Source organism: Streptomyces cyaneofuscatus (genome assembly GCF_042718795.1).
Classification (GTDB): domain Bacteria; phylum Actinomycetota; class Actinomycetes; order Streptomycetales; family Streptomycetaceae; genus Streptomyces; species Streptomyces cyaneofuscatus_A.
Genome location: NZ_JBHXOX010000005.1, coordinates 191765 through 209423, shown reverse-complemented (window position 1 = coordinate 209423; position 17659 = coordinate 191765). Strand labels below are relative to the sequence as shown.

Below are 17659 nucleotides of genomic sequence, written 5' to 3'. Positions count from 1 at the left end.
GGGAGCGGCGGCGCTGCAGGTTCCGGGGTGGTGCGTGGGAGTTACGGGGCAGGGGTTACGGCAGGCTGCGGACGTGCGGGCCGACCGCCTTCGACCAGGCGAACCCGGCCGTCGCGTCCCAGTTGGTCGACCAGGTCATCGCGCCACGGAGCGACGGGTAGGTCTTCGAGGGCTTGAACGAACCGCAGTTGGTGCCCTTGGTCAGGCAGTCCAGCGCGGCGTTCACGACCGACGGGGCGACGTAACCGCTGCCCGCGCCCCGGGTGGAGGCCGGGACGCCGATGCCGACCTGGCTCGGGTCGAGGCCGCCTTCCAGTTGGATGCAGGCGAGCGCGGTGAGGAAGTCCACCGAGCCCTGCGAGTACACCTTGCCGTCGCAGCCGAGCATCGAACCGCTGTTGTAGTACTGCATGTTCACGACGGTCAGGATGTCCTTGACGTTGAGCGCCGTCTTGAAGTACTCACCCGACGTCGACTGCATGTCGATGGTCTGCGGGGCCATCGTGATGACGAGCCCGCTGCCCGCCTTCGCCGAAAGCTGGCGCAGCGCCTTCGTCATGTAGGTGGCGTTGAGGCCGTTCTCCAGGTCGATGTCGACCCCGTTGAAGCCGTAGTCCTGCATCAGCGCGTACACCGAGTTGGCGAACGCGGTGGCGGAGGCGTCGTTGTCGACCCGGACCGTGCCGAGCTCGCCGCCGATCGAGATGATGACGTTCTTGCCCTGCGCCTGCTTGGTCTTGATGTCCGCGCGGAACTGGGCGTCGGTGTAGCCGCCGAGACCGGCGGTGTCGAGCTTGAAGGTGACCGCGCCCTGGGTCGCCGTGGCGTCCGCGAAGGAGACCGCGATGATGTCGTAGTCGGCCGGGACGTCGGTGAGCTTCTGCACGGCCGCGCCGTTGTTGAAGTTCTGCCAGTAGCCGGTCACCGCGTGCTTGGGCACGGACGGGCCGGGGCCGGGGCCCGTGCCGGGCTTGGCCGTACGGGCGCTGACGGCGGCGGACTTGACCGACTCGCCGGCCGCGTTGGTGGCGCTCACCGTGAACTGGTACGCCGTGTCGGCGGCCAGCCCGGTGACGGTCGCCGAGGTCCCGGTGGAGGTGGTGGCCTGCACACCGTCCCGGTACACCTTGTAGCCCGTGGCGCCGGAGACCGCGTTCCAGGACAGGGCCACGGAGGAGGTCGTGGTGGCGCCCGCGGTGAGACCGGCGGGGGCCGCCGGGATGACCGGGCCGGGGCCGTCGCCGCCGCCCCCGCCGTCGGGGCCGGTGACCTCGACGTCGTCGGCGAAGTAGGCGGACTGCCCGTACCAGCCGTGGGTGTAGACGGTCACCGACGTGGTGTTGGCGCCGGTCTTGAAGCTCGTGGACAGCTTGGTCCAGGTGGTGGAGCCCGGCGTCCAGGTGGAGACGTCGGTCGTGCCGCTGCCGGTCACCCCGAGGTAGGCGTAACCGCCCTGCACCCAGGAGCTCAGCGCGTACGTCGAGTTGGGCTTCACGGCCACGGTCTGCGTGCACTTGGCGTGGTCCTGGCCGGCCGGGGTGGCCTTCAGCGCGGACGTGCCGCTGCGCACGGGGGTGGAGACGGTGGCGCCGCTCCCGGCGGAACAGGACCAGTTGGCGAGCCCCGACTCGAAGCCCGCGTTCTTGGCGTTGTTGACGTCGGCGGCCTGGGCGGTGGAGACGAGGCCGGTGACGGTCAGGGCGCCCGCCGCGATGACGGCCATGGCGCCGCCGAGGAAGGGACGGGAGGTGTTCCTTCTGCGTCTTCTGCTGCCTGCGGAGCGTTGCACGGGGTCCTCCGTGGGGAGTTGGTGGTGCGTGGCGGGGGTGGTGCGGCGGTGCGGGCATGCCGGACGGGCGGGTGCACGGCGGAGGGGACGGGGAAGGCCGTGCGGGTGGAGTGGAAGCGGTCGTCACCGCTGGCGGATAAACTGGTCCAGACCAATCAAGTTGTCAAGACCTCTGGCAGTGAAAGGGGCTTGCGGAGGGATGGGCGGCTGCTCGTGCGGGGGGACGGCGGGGCGCCCGTGAGGCGCTCGGTGAAGCGCCCCGGGCCGGAATTTCTTTGCCGGACGGCACCCCCGTGCCCGTACCGCCCCACCCCCACGGGTGATCTTGCCGAAGGCCTTCGTACCGTGACGAAACCTCCCACCGAAATGATCCGGAACGCGCCCCTATCCGCCCTGACGTGCGGGAATGGCGGCGCGCCCGCATTCCGGATGGCGGGTTCGGTAACGCTCCGCAGTGGTAGGAAAGTTGGGCGGAATCGATTTCATCCCGTTTGGCACCCGACCCCCGTACGAACGGTGTTCGCATGATGACGCACAGGTCTCCGATAACTGTTCTCTGCCTGGTGAGACGTGGCTAAAGTGCTGAGACAGGAGCACGGAGCAGGAGCGATTGCGGCCGACGTCTCGACGGCGGCCGGAGCCGAACGGGGAAGAGCGTGCCGACCGCGATAGCAGTGACGAGTGCCGATCTGGTGCTGCCGCCCACCGATCAGCAGACCCCGACCGCGGCCCTGCTCCAGGCCCCCGAAGCCCAGGCCCTGGAGTTGGCGATCGGCGACATGCATCTGCTGCTCGAACAGCACGGCTATGTGATCGCCCTCTACCCTTCCGGCATCCGCCCCGAGCACGAACGCCGGCTCCACTCCATCCGCTCCGTCCTGGAGAGCGACCGGATCGCCCTGGTCAAGGTCGACCTGCCGCCCCTCGGCGTGGCCGTACTCGTCCGCCAGCTGAGGCAGTTGTCCATCTGTGACTTCAGCCCCGGGGTCGTCGCCTCCGCCGCCCGGCTGCTCTCGCACTACATCTACGCCGGCGCCCTGCTCAACTCGGTCGCCAAGCTCGACCGGGTCCCGGTCAGCCTCAAGAGCCATGCCAGGTCCTGGGTCCCCGGCTCCCAGTTCGCCGTACTCGCCGGCCCCGAGCCGCAGCTCATCAAGGTGGGCCCGGCCGCCGAACCCCTGGCCGGACCGGAGTTCCGTACGCATCTTCTCTTAGCCCAGGGCCAGTTGACGTCGGACTGGGTGCAGGAGACCCTCGCGCCCGCCTGGAAGGTCCAGGCCGTCCACGAGACACGCCTTCCCGCCGACTCCCCGCGCTGGTGGGGTACGGGACGGCTGGTGGAGTTCGCCGCCCACCTCCCGGACCTCTCCGTGCTGTACCAACTGGTCGCCTCCGTCCGCCGGGAGAGGTGCCACTGGTGCGAGATGGAACTCATCGGTGACCGCTGCGCCTTCTGTTCCGCACCGCTCGCCGCCCCCGAGAACCGCAGGCCGTCCGGCGGTGTCCTTCAGCTGGAAGCCGGCGGGAGTTCCGGACCCTAGGCCCGCCCGGCCCAGGCGCCCGGCCCCCGGCCCGTACCGCCGCACCGCGCATCCCTCTCTGTCCGCTGCCCCACGCATCCGATTCGAACGAGGTTGTCCGGCCCATGAACTCCCGCCAGCGCCGCGGCGTGATACTCCTGCTCCTGTCGGTCCTGTGTGCCTTCGGTGCCTTCGCCGGCGTCCTCTCGGTGATCAGCGATGTGAACTCCAAGGTGGGGCCTGAGGTGACCGCCTACCAGCTGAAATCCGACGTGGCCCCGTACACGGCGCTGAACAGCGGCCAGTTCGAGAAGATCGCGATGCCCAAGCGCTGGCTCTCGGAGAACGCCGTGACCGACCTGCGGGAGGTCGAGGGGAAGATCGCCGTCACCGAGCTGCGCGGCGGCTCGCTCCTCCAGTCGGACATGATGGTGCGCAAACCCGAACTCCGCGCCGGTGAACAGGAGATCGCCATCATGATCGACGCCGCCACCGGCGTCGCGGGCAAGATCACCCCGGGCGCCACGGTCAACATCTACGCGACCTTCGCCGGCGAGCAGCAGCAGGAGAACGCCGAGCCCGCCCAGTCCAAGGTCATCGTCTCCAACGCCAAGGTGCTGGAGGTCGGCAAGCTCACCGCGCTCAACCCGAGCGGCGACGACCGGCGCACCCAGATGACCGAGGCCGTGCCGATCACCTTCGCCCTGAACACCCTGGACACCCAGCGCATCGCCTACGCCGAGTCCTTCGCGGAGCACGTACGTCTCGCACTCGTCGCCCCCGGCAGCGACGGCACCATCCGCCCGGGCGACCGCACCTACACCCTCGACAAGGACAAGTGAGGGACCGGATGACCACCAGAATCCTCCCGGCCGTGGCCGACCCCGACGCGGCCCGCTCCCTCACCACCCTCCTCAGCCAGCTCCCCGACGCCGAACCGGCGGCCCCGGTCACCGACTCGACCCAACTGATCGACACCCTGGCCCGCCTCGCGGGCGAGGCCCTGGACGAGCTGCCCGAAGTGGTCCTGGTGCACGAGCGGATCGGCCCGGTCCCGGCCCTGGAGCTGATTCGGGAGGTCTCCCTGCGCTTCCCCTCCGTCGGGGTCGTCATGATCACCACGGACGCGAGCCCCCACCTCTTCGCCGACGCGATGGACTCCGGCGCCCGCGGCCTGGTCACCCTGCCGGTGGGGTACGAGGAGCTGGCCAACCGGGTCCAGGCGGCGGCCCAGTGGTCCACCGGCGTACGCCGCCACCTCTCCTCCGCCGGTGACGTGTTCACCGGCCCCGGCGGCACCGTCGTCACGGTCACCGGCGCCAAGGGCGGCGTCGGCGCCACCGTCACCGCCATCCAACTGGCCCTGGCCGCCCAGGCGTCCGGGCACACGGTCGCCCTGGTCGACATGGACCTCCAGACCGGCGACATCGCTTCCTTCCTCGACGTACAGTTCCGGCGCTCGCTCGTCGACCTCGCCCTGATCACCGACATCTCGCCCCGGGTCCTCGCCGACGCCGTCTTCTCGCACTCCACCGGCCTCGCCCTGCTGCTCGCCCCGGGCGAGGGCGAACGCGGCGAGGAGGTCAGCGACCGCTCGGCCCGCCAGATCGTCAGCGCCCTGCGCTCCCGGTACGAGATCGTGGTCATCGACTGCGGCGGCCAGATGAACGGCGCCAACGCGGCGGCCATCGAGATGGCGGACACGGCCCTGCTGGTGACGACCCCGGACGTGGTCGCGGTGCGCGGCGCGAAACGTGTCGTACGGATGTGGGAACGGCTCCAGATCCGCAAGGCCGAGGAGACCGTGACCCTGGTCAACCGCTTCACCCGCAACACCGAGATCCAGCCGCCCCTGATCCAGAAGATCACCGGTACCCGGGTCGCCTCAGCGGCGGTCCCCGCCAACTTCAAGGAGCTCCAGGCCGCCGTCGACTCCGGCCGCCTGCACGAACTGGACGCCAAGAGCACGGTCAAGCAGGCCCTGTGGGGGCTGGCCGGAGAGCTGGGCATCGTCAAACCGAGCATGACCGCCAAGAAGTCCGGTGGCGTTCTGGCCAAGAGGAACAGCGGCACCTCCAGGAACGACCGGGGCTCGATCGGGATCCCGCGCCGCCGGCGCGGCGGGCCCGCAGACGCCGAGGGGACACGTTGAGCGATGACGACCACCACAAGGACGGCCCGCACCGGCATACGGGGGCTCAGGGACCTCCGGGAGCGCTCCGGCCCCGGGCGGCTTCGGCGCCCCGGCCCCAGATACCTTCGGCGCCCCGGCCTCAGGCGCCCTGGCCTCAGGAGCCCTCGGCGCCTCCGAGGGGATGACCGGGGGCAGACCTCGGTCGAGTTCCTGGGCATGACCCCCTTCATCATCCTGATCATGCTGGTGCTCTGGGAGTGCGCCCTGATCGGCTACACCTTCAGCCTCGCGGGCAACGCGGCGGACGTGGGCGCGCGCAAGGGGAGCGGCGCGGAGTACGGGGCGGACGCGGCGTGCCGGGCGGGCGCCCTGAAGGACCTGCCCGACGCCTGGTCGGGCGCGGCCCGGGTGAGCTGCACCCGGGGCTCGGACCTGTACGAGGCGAAGGTGACGCTCAAGGTTCCGGTACTGGTCCCCGGCCTCTTCGACCTGGACATCGACATCGACGGCGAAGCCGGATCGGCTCTGGAGGACTGAGCGATGACGAGGACCATGCCGTACAGCGCACGCATCCGGTCCGGGCGGGCCGGGAAGGGCGGGAAGGGCGGGAAGGCCGCGAAGGGCCGGGACCGGGGCCAGGTCGCCCTGGAGTACCTCGGCTTCCTCCCCCTCCTGCTCCTCGTCGCCATGGGGGCCCTCCAACTCGGCCTCGCCGCGTACGCCGCCAACCAGGCGGGCACGGCCGCACGCGCCGGAGCCCGTACGGCGGCCAGTTACGACGCGCACGGCGACCCGGAGGCGGCGGCCCGTGGCGCGGTGAGCGACTGGCTGAGCGGCGACGGGTTCGGGTACAGCGAGAGCGGCGGCCAGGACATCACGGCCACGGTCCGGGTCAAGGTCCCCTCCGTCGTCCCCGGCCTGGACGACTGGGTGGCGACCCGGAGCGCCACGATGCCGCGCGAATAGCCCCCTCCACAGGCCGACGTTCCCCAGGCCGACGTTCCCCAGGCCGACCTTTCCCAGGCCGACCTTTCCCAGGCCGACCGGACACCGCACCACCCGCGACACCGAGGAGAGTTGGGCAGATGAGCCTGCGGGCACGCATGACCGCCCCGGACGAGCACGGCGGCGCACGGGAGGACGGCCACCTGGTGGCCACCTACCGGGCGAAGCTGCTGGAGGAGATCGACCTCGCGGAGATGTCCTCGCTGGCCGCCGCCGACCGGCGGGCCCGCCTGGAGCGCGTCCTCGGCCACATCATCAGCCGCGAGGGCCCGGTCCTGTCCACCGTGGAGCGCTCGCAGCTGATCCGGCGCGTGGTGGACGAGGCGCTGGGCCTCGGCATCCTGGAACCGCTCCTGGAGGACGCGTCGATCACCGAGATCATGGTGAACGGCCCGGACCAGATCTTCGTGGAGCGCGGCGGCAAGGTCGAGCAGCTCCCGATGCGCTTCGGTTCGCACGAGCAGCTGATGCAGACCATCGAGCGCATCGTGTCGACCGTCAACCGCCGCGTGGACGAGTCGAATCCGATGGTCGACGCCCGGCTCCCCAGCGGTGAGCGTGTCAACGTGATCATCCCGCCGCTCTCGCTGACCGGCGCCACGCTCACCATCCGCCGCTTCCCGCGCTCCTTCACCCTCCAGGAGATGATCGGCTTCGGCTCGCTGGACGAGCAGATGCTGATCCTGCTCGCCGGACTCGTCCAGGCCAAGTTCAACATCATCGTCTCCGGCGCCACCGGCACCGGGAAGACGACGCTCCTCAACGCGCTCTCCGGGCTGATCCCGAACACCGAGCGCATCGTCACCATCGAGGACTCCGCCGAACTCCAGCTCCAGCAGAACCATGTGATCCGGCTGGAGTCCCGCCCGGCCAACGTCGAGGGCAAGGGCCAGATCACCATCCGCGACCTGGTCCGCAACTCCCTGCGTATGCGGCCCGACCGCATCGTCGTCGGTGAGGTCCGCGGTGGCGAGTCCCTCGACATGCTCCAGGCGATGTCCACCGGCCACGACGGTTCGCTCGCCACCGTCCACGCCAACAGCGCCGAGGACGCGCTGATGCGGCTCCAGACCCTCGCCTCGATGTCCGAGGTGGAGATCCCGTTCGAGGCGCTGCACGACCAGATCAACAGCGCCGTCGACGTGATCGTCCAGCTCACCCGGCACGCCGACGGCGCCAGGAAGATCACCGAGATCGCGGTGCTCGACTCGCACGGCCGCGACCCGTACCGGATCGTCACGGTGGCCCGGTTCGACGGGCAGCCGATGGCGGCGGACGGCCGCATCTACGGCCGCTTCCAGTACCTGCCGCTGCCCCGCAGGGTCGCCGACCGGCTCTACATGGCGAGCCAGCCCATCCCGCAGGCGTTCGGCATCGCGCAGAGCGCCGAACAGCTCGCCACCCGAGAGGCCAACTAGGTACCGCGCCATGGACAACGTCAACCTCCCCCTGGTCACCGTCGGCGTCACCCTGCTCGCCTGTGTGCTGGGCGTGATGGGCCTGTACGCCTACTCCGGCGGCAAGGCCGACCGCGACGCGCTCGTGGAGCGGCTCTCCCACGTCGGCCAGGTCCCCGAGACGGGCCGGCACCGCCGGTTCAAGGGCGTGGACCGGCGGCTGCGGTCCACCGCGCTCGGCCGGAAGCTGGAGCTGAAGCTCGCGGCGACCGGCATGGAGCTCACCCCCGGCGAGTTCTTCGTGTACGCGCTCCTCGCGATGGCCGGGCTGTGGATGATCGCCTCCTCCATGCTCGCGGCCTTCTTCGGCCCGGTCGCCGCGCTGATCGGCCTCTGGGGCACCAACGCCTTCCTCAACTGGCAGCGTACGAAGCGCACCGAACGGTTCATCAACCAACTCCCCGAGCTCTCCCGCATCCTGGCCAACGCCACCCAGGCGGGCCTGGCCCTGCGCACCGCGCTCTCGATGGCGGCGGAGGAGCTGGAGGACCCGGCGGGCGAGGAACTGGCGCGGGTGGCACGGCGTTTGGCGGTCGGCGAACCACTCGACGAGGCACTGAGCGAACTGACGGACCGGCTCCCCTCCCGCGAACTCGTCGTCCTGGTCACCACCTTGGTCCTCTCCAACCGGGCGGGCGGTACGGTCGTCAGCTCGCTGCGCAACCTCACCGAGACGCTGGAGGAGCGCAAGGAGACCCGCCGCGAGGTCAAGACCCAGCTCTCCCAGGTGACCGTCACCGCCTACGCCGTACCGATCTTCGGGGTCGGCGCGATGCTCCTGATGAACGCGGTCATGCCGGGAGCGCTGGACCGGATGACCGGCGCCTTCATCGGCCAGGCCGCGGTGGTCGTGGCCATCGCCCTGTACGCGATCGGCTTCGTGGTCATCCGCCGCCTGTCCCGTATCGACGTCTGACACCAGGAAGAAGAGGACCCGCACCCATGGACCTGCTGCTCGCCCTGGTCGTCGGCCTCGCCGTCTACGGGGCCATCCAGGGCATCCGGATGTACCGGGCCGACGCCAAGCTCCCCAGCGACCTCGCCATCGCGCTCGAATCCGGCTCCTCGCGCACCGGCGCGGTGGGCTCCGGCATCGACCGGCTCGGCATCCGCTGGGCCCCGATGGTGCTGCGGATGATGGGCCCCAAGGCGGTCAACAAGAAGCGCCGCCAGATCGACCTGGCCGGAAACCCGGGCGGTCTCACCATCGACCGTTACGCGGCCCGCCGGGCGGTCTACGGAGCACTGGGCCTCCTCGGTGCCTTCTCGATGCTCCTCCAGGACCAGCTCTTCCTCGCCCTCCTCATGATCGCGTTCGGCCTGTTCTGGGTGGAGGCGGGGATCTGGTCGGCGATCCGGGTCCGCCGCGAGCACATCGAACGCACCCTGCCGGACTTCCTCGACGTCCTCGCGGTCGTCGTCTCGGCGGGGCTCGGCTTCCGGCAGGCGCTGGACCGGGTGGCGGAGAAGTACGAGGGCCCCTGGTCCGACGAACTCCGCATCACCCTGCGCCAGATGGACATGGGCGTCAGCCGCCGCCAGGCCTTCGAGGAGTTGCGCCGGCGCAACGACTCGGAGCAGGTCGCCATGTTCGTCACCACGCTCCAGCAGGGTGAGGAACTGGGTGCGCCCATCGTCGAGACGCTCATCCAGATCGCCAACGACATGCGCCGCACCGACGCCCAGAACGCCCGCCGCAAGGCGGCCAAGGCGGTCCCGAAGGCGACGTTCGCGGTGACGTCGTTCCTGCTGCCCGGCACGCTCGTTCTCCTCACGGTGGGGTTCGTGTACGGGGCCGACGTCGACTTCTCGTTTCTCACGGGCGGCTGACATGAACGGCGGGTTCTCATGGGCGGCTGACATGAACGGCGGGTTCTCGCGGGCGGCTGACATGAACGGCGGGAGGGATGGGGACGACGGGGACAGCGGACTCTTACGGGGGATGAGGCGGAGGTGACAGGGGCATGACCTATCAACTGAGCGGATCCGGGACCGGCCTGACCGCCGACCTGACCCGGGCCCACGCCGGCACCCCGGCCGCTCCGGCCTTCGCCATCCAGGTCAACGCCCTCCAGGCCATGTGCCGCCAGGTCTTCGGCTTCCGCCTGGCGATGATCGCGATCGCGACCCCGTACGCCATCGACCACACCGCCCCCGGCCTGCCCACCTGGTTCATCGGCTCGGCGGTCCTGGTCACCTTCATGGGCTCGTACGTCCTGTTCCGCGACTGGGAACGCTTCGGCCCCGTCCTCCTGCGCCACCCCTGGCTCCTCGCCGTCGACGTGGCCTTCGGCTCGCTCCTGCTGATCACGGCGACCCCCGAGTCGACCCTCGCGTACGTCACGGTCTGCACCCCGCTGCTGGCGGGTCTGGTCCAGGGCTGGCGCGGGGCGGCGGTGTTCGCGGCGCTCCAGGTGGTGATCGTCTTCGGCGTGTACGCGAGCGTCCCGAAGTTGGAGGCGGGCGGCGCCACCGGCCTCCTCCTGCCCGGCTTCTGCGTGATCGCCGGAGCGGTCGGGGTCACGCTCCGCAACCTGCTCCTCCGCTTCGGGACGGCCACCCAGGCGCTCACCGAGACCCGGGCGCGGCTGGCGGTGAACGAGGCGGTGGAGGGCGAACGCACCCGCCTGGCCCGGGAGATGCACGACTCCGTGGCCAAGACCCTGCACGGCCTGGCCCTGGCCGCCGACGGCCTGGCGTGCTCGGCCGACCGGATGGACCCGTCGACCGTACGCCACCAGGCGGAGCTGGTCGCCCGGGCCGCGCGCCGGGCCGCCGCCGAGTCGAGGGAGCTGCTCACGGACCTGCGCCGCGAACAGGGCCTGGAGGGCGGCGTGGACCTGGTGGCCGAACTGGCCGCCCAGGCAGCGGACTTCACCGCCCGCCACCCGGTGACGGCCACGTTCCGCCGCCTCGCCGAGGACACCCCGGTCCCGCCCGTCCCGCAGGCGGTGGCCCGCCAGCTCCTCACGGTCGCCTCGGAGGCCCTGGAGAACGCGCACCGCCACGCGGACCCCACGTACCTGGTCGTCCTGGCCGGGGTGAAGGGCGACGTGCTGCGGGTGAGCGTGTACGACGACGGCCGCGGCCTCCCCGCCGGAACCACCCTGGAGGGCCTGCGCCGGGCCGGCCACTTCGGCCTGGTCGGCATGGTGGAGCGCGCGGCGTCGATCGGGGCCCGTATCCGGATCGGCCGGGGCAGGGCGGAGCGGGGGACGGAGGTCCGGGTGGACCTCCCGCTGGCGGCGCTGGCACCCCCGCCGACGCCTCCGCCGCCCTTCGCCCCGACGGCCACCGCGACGCCCGCCGAGGTGGCCGTTGCCGCCACCGCCGCCCACGTGCCATCCCCGTAACTGCACCATCCCTCGACCGCCCCACCCCCCGACCCCCACCCCCCGACCCGGAGAGGAGGCCGCAGCATGCCGGACGATGTCATCGGACCAGTCCCCCCGCACCCCGCGACCGTTCCCCCCGCCCTGCCCCCCGCTCCCGCCACGGCCCGGCTCCGGGTAGTGGTGGCCGACGACAACCCCGTGGTCCGTGCCGGCCTGGGCGTCCTGCTCTCGGGCCGGGCCGACATCCAGGTCGTCGCGGAGGCGGCGGACGGCCGGGAGGCGTACGAGAAGACGCTGCACCACCGCCCCGACGTGGTCCTGCTGGACGTCCGGATGCCCGGCGTGGACGGCATCTCGGCGCTGCCGCACCTGGTGGGCATCGCCCCCGTACTGATGCTGACGTACAGCCGCGAGAGCGAGATCGTCCACGAGGCCCTGCGGCTGGGCGCGGGCGGCTACCTGGTGCACGGCGAGTTCACGGCGGACCAGTTGGTACAGGCGGTACGGGACACGAGGAACGGCCGCGCCCACTTCACCGCCACGGCCGCCGACGCCCTGCTGGCCCACATGCGCCACGGCACGGCTCCGGAGCGGCCTCCGCTGCCGGACGGCCTGGGCGCGGCCCTCACGACGGCGCCGGTGCGGAGGCCCGTCCAGGAGCCCTTCCGGCAGCGCGAACATTCCGAAACCCTTTCGCAACTGCAACCTCCTGTGGGACAGTCTTCTGTATCCGGGGGGCCGGTCTCTCCCCCCAACAGGCAGCAGTACGGGCTGAGTTCGAGGGAGGTGGAGGTCATGGAGCTGATTGCGTCCGGAATGAGTAATCAGCAGATCGCCGCCACCTGCTTCATCAGCGAGAAGACCGTCAAGAACCACATCAACCGCATCTTCACCAAGCTCCACAGCACCAGCCGCAGCGAGGCGATCGCCCGCTGGCTCGGCACGGCCCCCCGGGACCCCGGACGGCACCCATGACCGGCCAACTGCCCGACGAGGGGGCCCAGAAGGCGATTTGGGCCCGGGAATGGGCCCACGGACCCTCTGTGCGCATGGCGGTTCCCCCCTATGTTTCTCCCGTCGCCCCCGGCACCGACCAGGAGGAAGCCGGTACCGGGGACGCCACCGCGGAAACGCCCGAGCCGGCCGGCAGACGACCGGCCGAACCAGGAGGGGAACACCATGTCGGACATCACCCTGAAGACCGCCGCCCGCGTCAACGGCTGGGCCAACACGGCCGTCAGCGCCATCCAGAGGCGTTACGCGGACAAGGACCGGGGGCAGACGGCGTTCGAGTACCTGGGCATCGTCCTGGTGGTCGTCGCCATCATCGGCGCGATCGCCGCCGCGGGCATCGGCGGGAACATCTCGAACCGTATCGACGGTCTGGTGACCTCCATCACCTCTGGCTGATGCGTACGCGCCAACGCGGCGACGTAGGGCAGGCCTTCCCCATCTACGTAGTGATGGTGGCGGGTCTGCTCTTCCTCGCGTTCGCCTTCTTCGCTGTCGGCAAGGCATCGGCATTGCGCAACGGGTCTCAGGGAGCGGCGGACGCGGCCGCCCTGGCCGCCGCGCAGGCTGCTCGCGAGGACATGGAGACCGGGTTCATCGCCGCCCTCCCGCTGGAGACGCTGGACCTGTTCCTGCAGGAGCCCTTCACGCGCTACCGCCCCTGCGCCGAGGCGGGACGACTGGCAGACGCCAACGGGAACGACCAGCGGTCCTGCGCGGTGGAGTACGGATACCACCGCTACAAGGTCACCGTCGGGGTCGAGGGACGCCAACCCGTTGACTCGCCGGTCCTCCCCGGGTCCGGGCGCACGCTCGCGAAGGCCACGGCGACCGCCCTCATCGAGTTCCGATGCACATGGCAGGCCTTCGACACCACCAATGACGGAATCAAGGACCTGTACATCTTCACGTGCAGAAACGGCGAGGTCTTCAAGATCTCCACGAGCAGTCGGCCCGACTGGTCCCGTGTGAGCAAAGATCTCTTCGATGTGCGGTTGGTCGACCAGTGACAGCGAACGACGAGTAGAGGAATCGGACCATGAGCATGCGGCGGATCACGATGACCAGAAGGGCGATGACGGCCGTGACGGTCACGGCTGCCCTGGCCCTCGCCCTCACCGGCTGTGGTGACGACGGAGGCGAGGATCCTCAGAGCACGGGATCCACAGCCCCGTCCGCCCCGGCCAGTCCTTCGGTGCCGGAGGACAAGGGCGAGCCGCAGCAGGAAGACACGGCGGCCGGCGAGAACGTGGACCCGGACGTGAAGCTTGCGGAGACCCGCGGGCAGGGCGGCCTCGTCCTGGTCATCAACGAGGTCAAGCGGGATACCGGCGGATTCCTCACGGTCCAGGGAGCGATCACCAACGAGGGTGACCAGGCGCGGGCCACATCGGCCTGGTCCGGTGCCGAGGTCAACATCGTCAACAAGAACCCCAATTCGGTTGCCGGGGCGACGCTCGTCGACAAGGCGGGCAAGAAGCGCTACTACGTGCTCAGGGACACGGACTCGCGGTGCCTGTGCACCACGGCGATCACTTCGCTGGCCCCGGGTAAGACAGCCCCGATCTTCATGCAGTTCCCGGCGCCGCCGCAGACCACCACCGAAGTCGACTTCGCCCTTCCGACCTTCGCCACCACCTCGCTGAAGATTTCTGGGTGAGTGCGGACATGAAGACCACCCTGCGCCCAAGAATGGCGCGCAACGTAGGACAAGCCGTCGCGGTCGTCGTGCTGATCGCCGGCACCACGCTGCTCGGGGCGTCACCGTCGTACGCCGACGACGATCCGAGCGTTCCGCCCGGAACGCAGGCGACGTCGGAGCCACCCGTCCCGGTCGACCCGGACGATCCCGACCTCAAGATGCCGGAAGGCGGCACGCTCGCCCCCGGCCGGGTCCTCGACATCGTCCAGGTGGTCGAAGACCTGGGCGGCGAGGAGCGCCGCGAGGACAGCAACGCCGACATCAAGTTCGCGCTCCAGGCCGAGGTCCTCTTCGGCAAGGACAGCGCGAAGCTGAGCTCCGCCGCCAACGCCCGTATCGCCGCCATCGCCGACGAGATCAAGAAGCAGAACGCCACCAAGGTCCGCGTCTTCGGCTTCACCGACAACCTAGGCTCCTCCGCCCACGGCGACGTGCTCTCCAAGAAGCGCGCCGACGCCGTGCACGGGGTCCTCTCCAAGGCGCTCGGCCCCACCATCACGTACGAGATCCGGGGCTACGGCGAGCAGTACCCGATCGCCAGCAACAGCAACGAAGAAGGCCGGAAGAAGAACCGCCGCGTGGAGGTCTCCTTCCCGCGCGGCGAAGGTTCCTGACCTCTTCCTCGTACGTACGGCATAGGGGTCGGCACCGCGAAGCCATCGCGATGCCGGCCCCTCCGCCATCACGCCAACTGCCGCCGCACCACCCCGCATGCCGGCCCTCGCCCCATCACGCCAACTGCCGCCGCACCAACTCCCGCAGATGGCCCCCCGCCCGCGCCAACAACTCACCCGGCCGCCCCTGCTCCACGATCCGCCCCTCCGCCATCACCACCACCCGGTCCGCGTCCATCACCGTGGAGAGCCGGTGTGCGATCACCAGGCGGGTGGCGTCCAGGCGCTGGGTGCTCCCGATCACCGTGCGCTGGGTCTCGTTGTCCAGCGCGCTCGTCGCCTCGTCGAAGAAGAGGATGCGCGGCCGCCGGATCAGCGCCGCCGCGATCATCAGCCGCTGCCGCTGACCCCCCGAGATCGCACCGCCCCCGGCGATCATCGTGTGCAGCCCCATCGGCATCCGCCGGATGTCCTCGGCAAGCCCCGCCATCTCGGCCGCCTCCCACGCCTCCTCCTGCGTGAAGGACTCCGTACCGCAGATGCAGTCCAGGATCGACCCGGTCAGCGGCTGGGCGTTCTGCAGCACCACCCCGCACTGACGCCGTACGGCCGACTGGTCGAGGGCCGCCAGGTCCTGGCCGTCGTACAGCACACTGCCCGACTCCGGCCGGTCGAAGCCGATCAGCAGGCGCAGCAGCGTCGACTTCCCGCAGCCGCTCGGCCCCACCACCGCCACGAACTCGCCGGGCCGGATCTCCAGGGACACGTCGTCGAGGACCAGCGGCGCGTCCTCCGCGTACCGGAAGGAGAGCTTCCGAGCCTCGATGCCACCCGACAGCACCCCGGGCCGGGCGCTCGCGCCCTTCACCTCGGGCATCTCCTCCAGCACCGGCCTCACCTGCTCGAACATCGGCAGCGCGGCGGCCGCCGACACCAGTGCACCGGTCAGCTGGGTCACCGACGTCAGCAGCATCGTCACCGACGTACTGAAGGTCAGGAACGCCCCCGCCGACATCGTCCCGCGCGCCGGACCGGCCAGCAGCATGAACATGATGAGCGAACAGAGCGGCAGATAGACCGAGTCGAGGACGGTCGTGATGTTCCTGATCCGCCCGGCCCTCTGCTGCATCTCCCGCGAACGCGCGAACTCCCTGGCCCAGGCGGCGTACGCGAAGCTCTCGGCAGCCGCCACGCGCAGCTTCGGCAGCCCCCGCAGGGTCTGGAACGCCTGGTTGTTGAGCCGGTTGTTCAGCTTCACCAGCCGCCGCTGCCAGCGTAGTTGCCACAGGCCCAGCGCCAGGAACACGGCCGCGATGACGACGAGCATGCCGATCGCCGCCAGCGCCAGTGGCACGCTGTGGAAGAGCAGCAGCCCGAGGTTGACCGCCCCGACCGTCCCCGCCTGTACGGCCACCGGCCCAACTCCCGCCAGCACCCGCCGGATCGCGCTGATCCCCATGGCGGCGCTCGCCAGTTCGCCCGTCGAGCGCTCGGCGAAGAACCTCGTCGGCAGCCTCAACAGGCGGTCCCAGACGGCCGGTTGCAGCGTGCTCTCGATCCGGCCCTCCATCCGCAGCAGCGTCAGGCTCTGCAGCAGCATGAACGTGGCGCCGACGACGCTCGTGATCATCAGGACCAGGCACACCTGCGCGATCAGATCCGTCTGCGCCCGGGGCACGAACGTACCGAGAACCTGACCGGTCGCGATCGGCACCAGAGCGCCGAGCCCGACCGTCACCAGCCCGCTGATCAGGAGGTTACGCAGGTCCGCCCGGGTGCCCCGGAGGCTGAACAGCAGCAGCCGGGCCGTGCGCATCGGCTTCTCGGGCAGCGGCCGGTAGAACATCACCGCCCGCTCCGCGAAGTCCTCCGCGTTGTCCTCGTCGACCCGGATCCGGCTGCCGGTGGCCGGGTTGACCGCCTCGTACCGGCTCCGCCGCCACAACAGCGCCACCGGCGCCCCGGACTTGGCGCGCTGCCCGACCAGCGGCCCCGCGTCGTTGCGCCACCAGGCCCCGTCGAGCCGCACGGCACGGGTGCGCACCCGGGAGCCGAGCGCGATGCGTTCCACCGCACCGATGCGGTCGCTGTCCCCGGCCGCGCCCTTCGGCGGCTCGGTCAGGGTGATCCCGGACGCCGCCGCGACCCGCCGGCACACGGCGTACGTGGCATCGTCCCCGGCACCCGGCCCGCCACCGGCCCCCGCACCACCCCCGCCCGGCCGCCCGATCGAGGCCAGCAGCGCCTGGTCGGCGCTGGCCCGGACCGCCTCGCCCGCGCGCAGTCCGGCGGCCGTACGGTCCTCGTGGGCGCGCTCCACCTGCTCGATCCAGCGGTCGACGGCGGTGAGCAGCCGGTACTGCTGGTCCACCATCCGCTGCCACAGCTCCGCGTCCATCAGCAGGTCGCCGGCGGCCTCCGCGCTGTAGGACGCGCCGTACTGCACGCTCCCCGGCGGTACCGGCAGCCACAGCACATCGTCGTCGGACACGGCCTCGCCGGACCCGGACCCGGCCCCGGAGCCGGAGGCGGGGCGGCCGTCCAGGGGCGCGGCGGAGAGCACACCGGTGCCGCGCCCGGCCCCGAGGGAGACCGCGTGCTCCAGCGGCGTCGGCCCGGCGGGGGCGTACGGGTCACCGTACGAGGGGCCGTACGGATCCCCGTACGACTGACCCCCGTACGACTGACCCCCGTACGACTGACCCCCGTAGGACTGACCCCCGTAGGACTGATCCCCGTACGGCGCCGGCCGCCACAGCTCCCGCAGCGGGATCCGCCGCAGCCGGCAGTCCTGGGAAGGCCGGCCGAGCAGCGTGTGCTGCGGACCCTCCACCGGCCCGAGCAGCAGCCCGCCCGGGTCGAGGCGGCCCAGGAAGTGCCAGTGGCCCTGCTGGTGCGCGTCGACCGCGAACAGGTCGAGCGTGCCCTCCACCACCAGCCACAGCACCTGCGGCCCCTCCAGCGGAACGCTCCCCAGGCCCGCGCCCTCGACCGGTGAGCCGAGACCGCCCAAGGCGTGGACCACCGGATCGGCTGCGGCGGCGGCAGGTGCCATGGAGGCGCCCGGAGGCGGAACGTACGTCATGTCGGCG

Annotated in this window: 16 protein-coding genes; 14 read left to right on the top strand and 2 right to left on the bottom strand. The window is 70.8% G+C overall.

What is annotated here, in order from left to right; translation table 11 throughout:
- Positions 1-55: 55 nt before the first annotated feature.
- Positions 56-1789, bottom strand: a complete 1734-nt coding sequence (locus tag ACFWRT_RS07105; RefSeq protein WP_380950445.1) for a chitinase — start codon at positions 1787-1789, stop codon at positions 56-58.
- 674 nt (positions 1790-2463) lie between these two features.
- On the opposite strand from ACFWRT_RS07105, the gene ACFWRT_RS07100 reads away from it, so the two are divergent.
- From ACFWRT_RS07100 to ACFWRT_RS07035, 14 genes are all read left to right on the top strand, one after another.
- Complete coding sequence (locus ACFWRT_RS07100) at positions 2464-3330, top strand: hypothetical protein (RefSeq protein ID WP_380950444.1); 867 nt, start codon at positions 2464-2466, stop codon at positions 3328-3330.
- 104 nt (positions 3331-3434) lie between these two features.
- A complete protein-coding gene (cpaB, locus tag ACFWRT_RS07095) occupies positions 3435-4151 on the top strand; it encodes a Flp pilus assembly protein CpaB (protein WP_030561404.1) in 717 nt (238 codons plus the stop codon).
- A gap of 8 nt (positions 4152-4159) precedes the next feature.
- Positions 4160-5461: an AAA family ATPase gene (locus tag ACFWRT_RS07090; RefSeq protein ID WP_380950443.1), complete on the top strand. Its 1302-nt coding sequence runs from the start codon at positions 4160-4162 to the stop codon at positions 5459-5461.
- 3 nt (positions 5462-5464) lie between these two features.
- Positions 5465-5980, top strand: coding sequence for a TadE/TadG family type IV pilus assembly protein (locus ACFWRT_RS07085; protein WP_380950442.1), 516 nt, complete (start codon positions 5465-5467; stop codon positions 5978-5980).
- Positions 5981-5983: 3 nt separating this feature from the next.
- The gene (locus ACFWRT_RS07080) at positions 5984-6409 is read left to right on the top strand and encodes a TadE/TadG family type IV pilus assembly protein (protein ID WP_380950441.1); all 426 of its coding nucleotides are present in this window, start codon (positions 5984-5986) and stop codon (positions 6407-6409) included.
- Positions 6410-6528: 119 nt separating this feature from the next.
- Positions 6529-7866, top strand: a complete 1338-nt coding sequence (locus ACFWRT_RS07075; RefSeq protein ID WP_380950440.1) for a CpaF family protein — start codon at positions 6529-6531, stop codon at positions 7864-7866.
- Between the two features lie 10 nt (positions 7867-7876).
- Positions 7877-8821 carry a type II secretion system F family protein gene (locus ACFWRT_RS07070; RefSeq protein ID WP_380950439.1) on the top strand — a complete coding sequence of 315 codons (945 nt, stop codon included), beginning with the start codon at positions 7877-7879 and terminating at the stop codon, positions 8819-8821.
- A gap of 26 nt (positions 8822-8847) precedes the next feature.
- Positions 8848-9735: a DUF5936 domain-containing protein gene (locus ACFWRT_RS07065; RefSeq protein WP_380950438.1), complete on the top strand. Its 888-nt coding sequence runs from the start codon at positions 8848-8850 to the stop codon at positions 9733-9735.
- Positions 9736-9869: 134 nt separating this feature from the next.
- Positions 9870-11258: a sensor histidine kinase gene (locus ACFWRT_RS07060; protein ID WP_380950437.1), complete on the top strand. Its 1389-nt coding sequence runs from the start codon at positions 9870-9872 to the stop codon at positions 11256-11258.
- A gap of 66 nt (positions 11259-11324) precedes the next feature.
- Positions 11325-12215, top strand: coding sequence for a response regulator (locus ACFWRT_RS07055; protein ID WP_380950436.1), 891 nt, complete (start codon positions 11325-11327; stop codon positions 12213-12215).
- A gap of 204 nt (positions 12216-12419) precedes the next feature.
- Entirely contained in the window at positions 12420-12650 is a 231-nt protein-coding gene (locus ACFWRT_RS07050) for a hypothetical protein (protein ID WP_380950435.1), read from the top strand.
- Complete coding sequence (locus ACFWRT_RS07045; RefSeq protein WP_380950434.1) at positions 12650-13261, top strand: pilus assembly protein TadG-related protein; 612 nt, start codon at positions 12650-12652, stop codon at positions 13259-13261. Before ACFWRT_RS07050 ends, ACFWRT_RS07045 begins: the two co-directional genes overlap by 1 nt.
- Positions 13262-13290: 29 nt before the next feature.
- Complete coding sequence (locus ACFWRT_RS07040) at positions 13291-13911, top strand: hypothetical protein (protein WP_018510301.1); 621 nt, start codon at positions 13291-13293, stop codon at positions 13909-13911.
- A gap of 8 nt (positions 13912-13919) precedes the next feature.
- Entirely contained in the window at positions 13920-14567 is a 648-nt protein-coding gene (locus ACFWRT_RS07035; RefSeq protein WP_380950532.1) for an OmpA family protein, read from the top strand.
- A gap of 115 nt (positions 14568-14682) precedes the next feature.
- On the opposite strand, the gene ACFWRT_RS07030 is transcribed toward ACFWRT_RS07035, so the two are convergent.
- On the bottom strand, positions 14683-17652 hold the full coding sequence (locus ACFWRT_RS07030) for an NHLP bacteriocin export ABC transporter permease/ATPase subunit (protein WP_380950433.1): 2970 nt from the start codon (positions 17650-17652) through the stop codon (positions 14683-14685).
- Between the last annotated feature and the right edge of the window lie 7 nt (positions 17653-17659).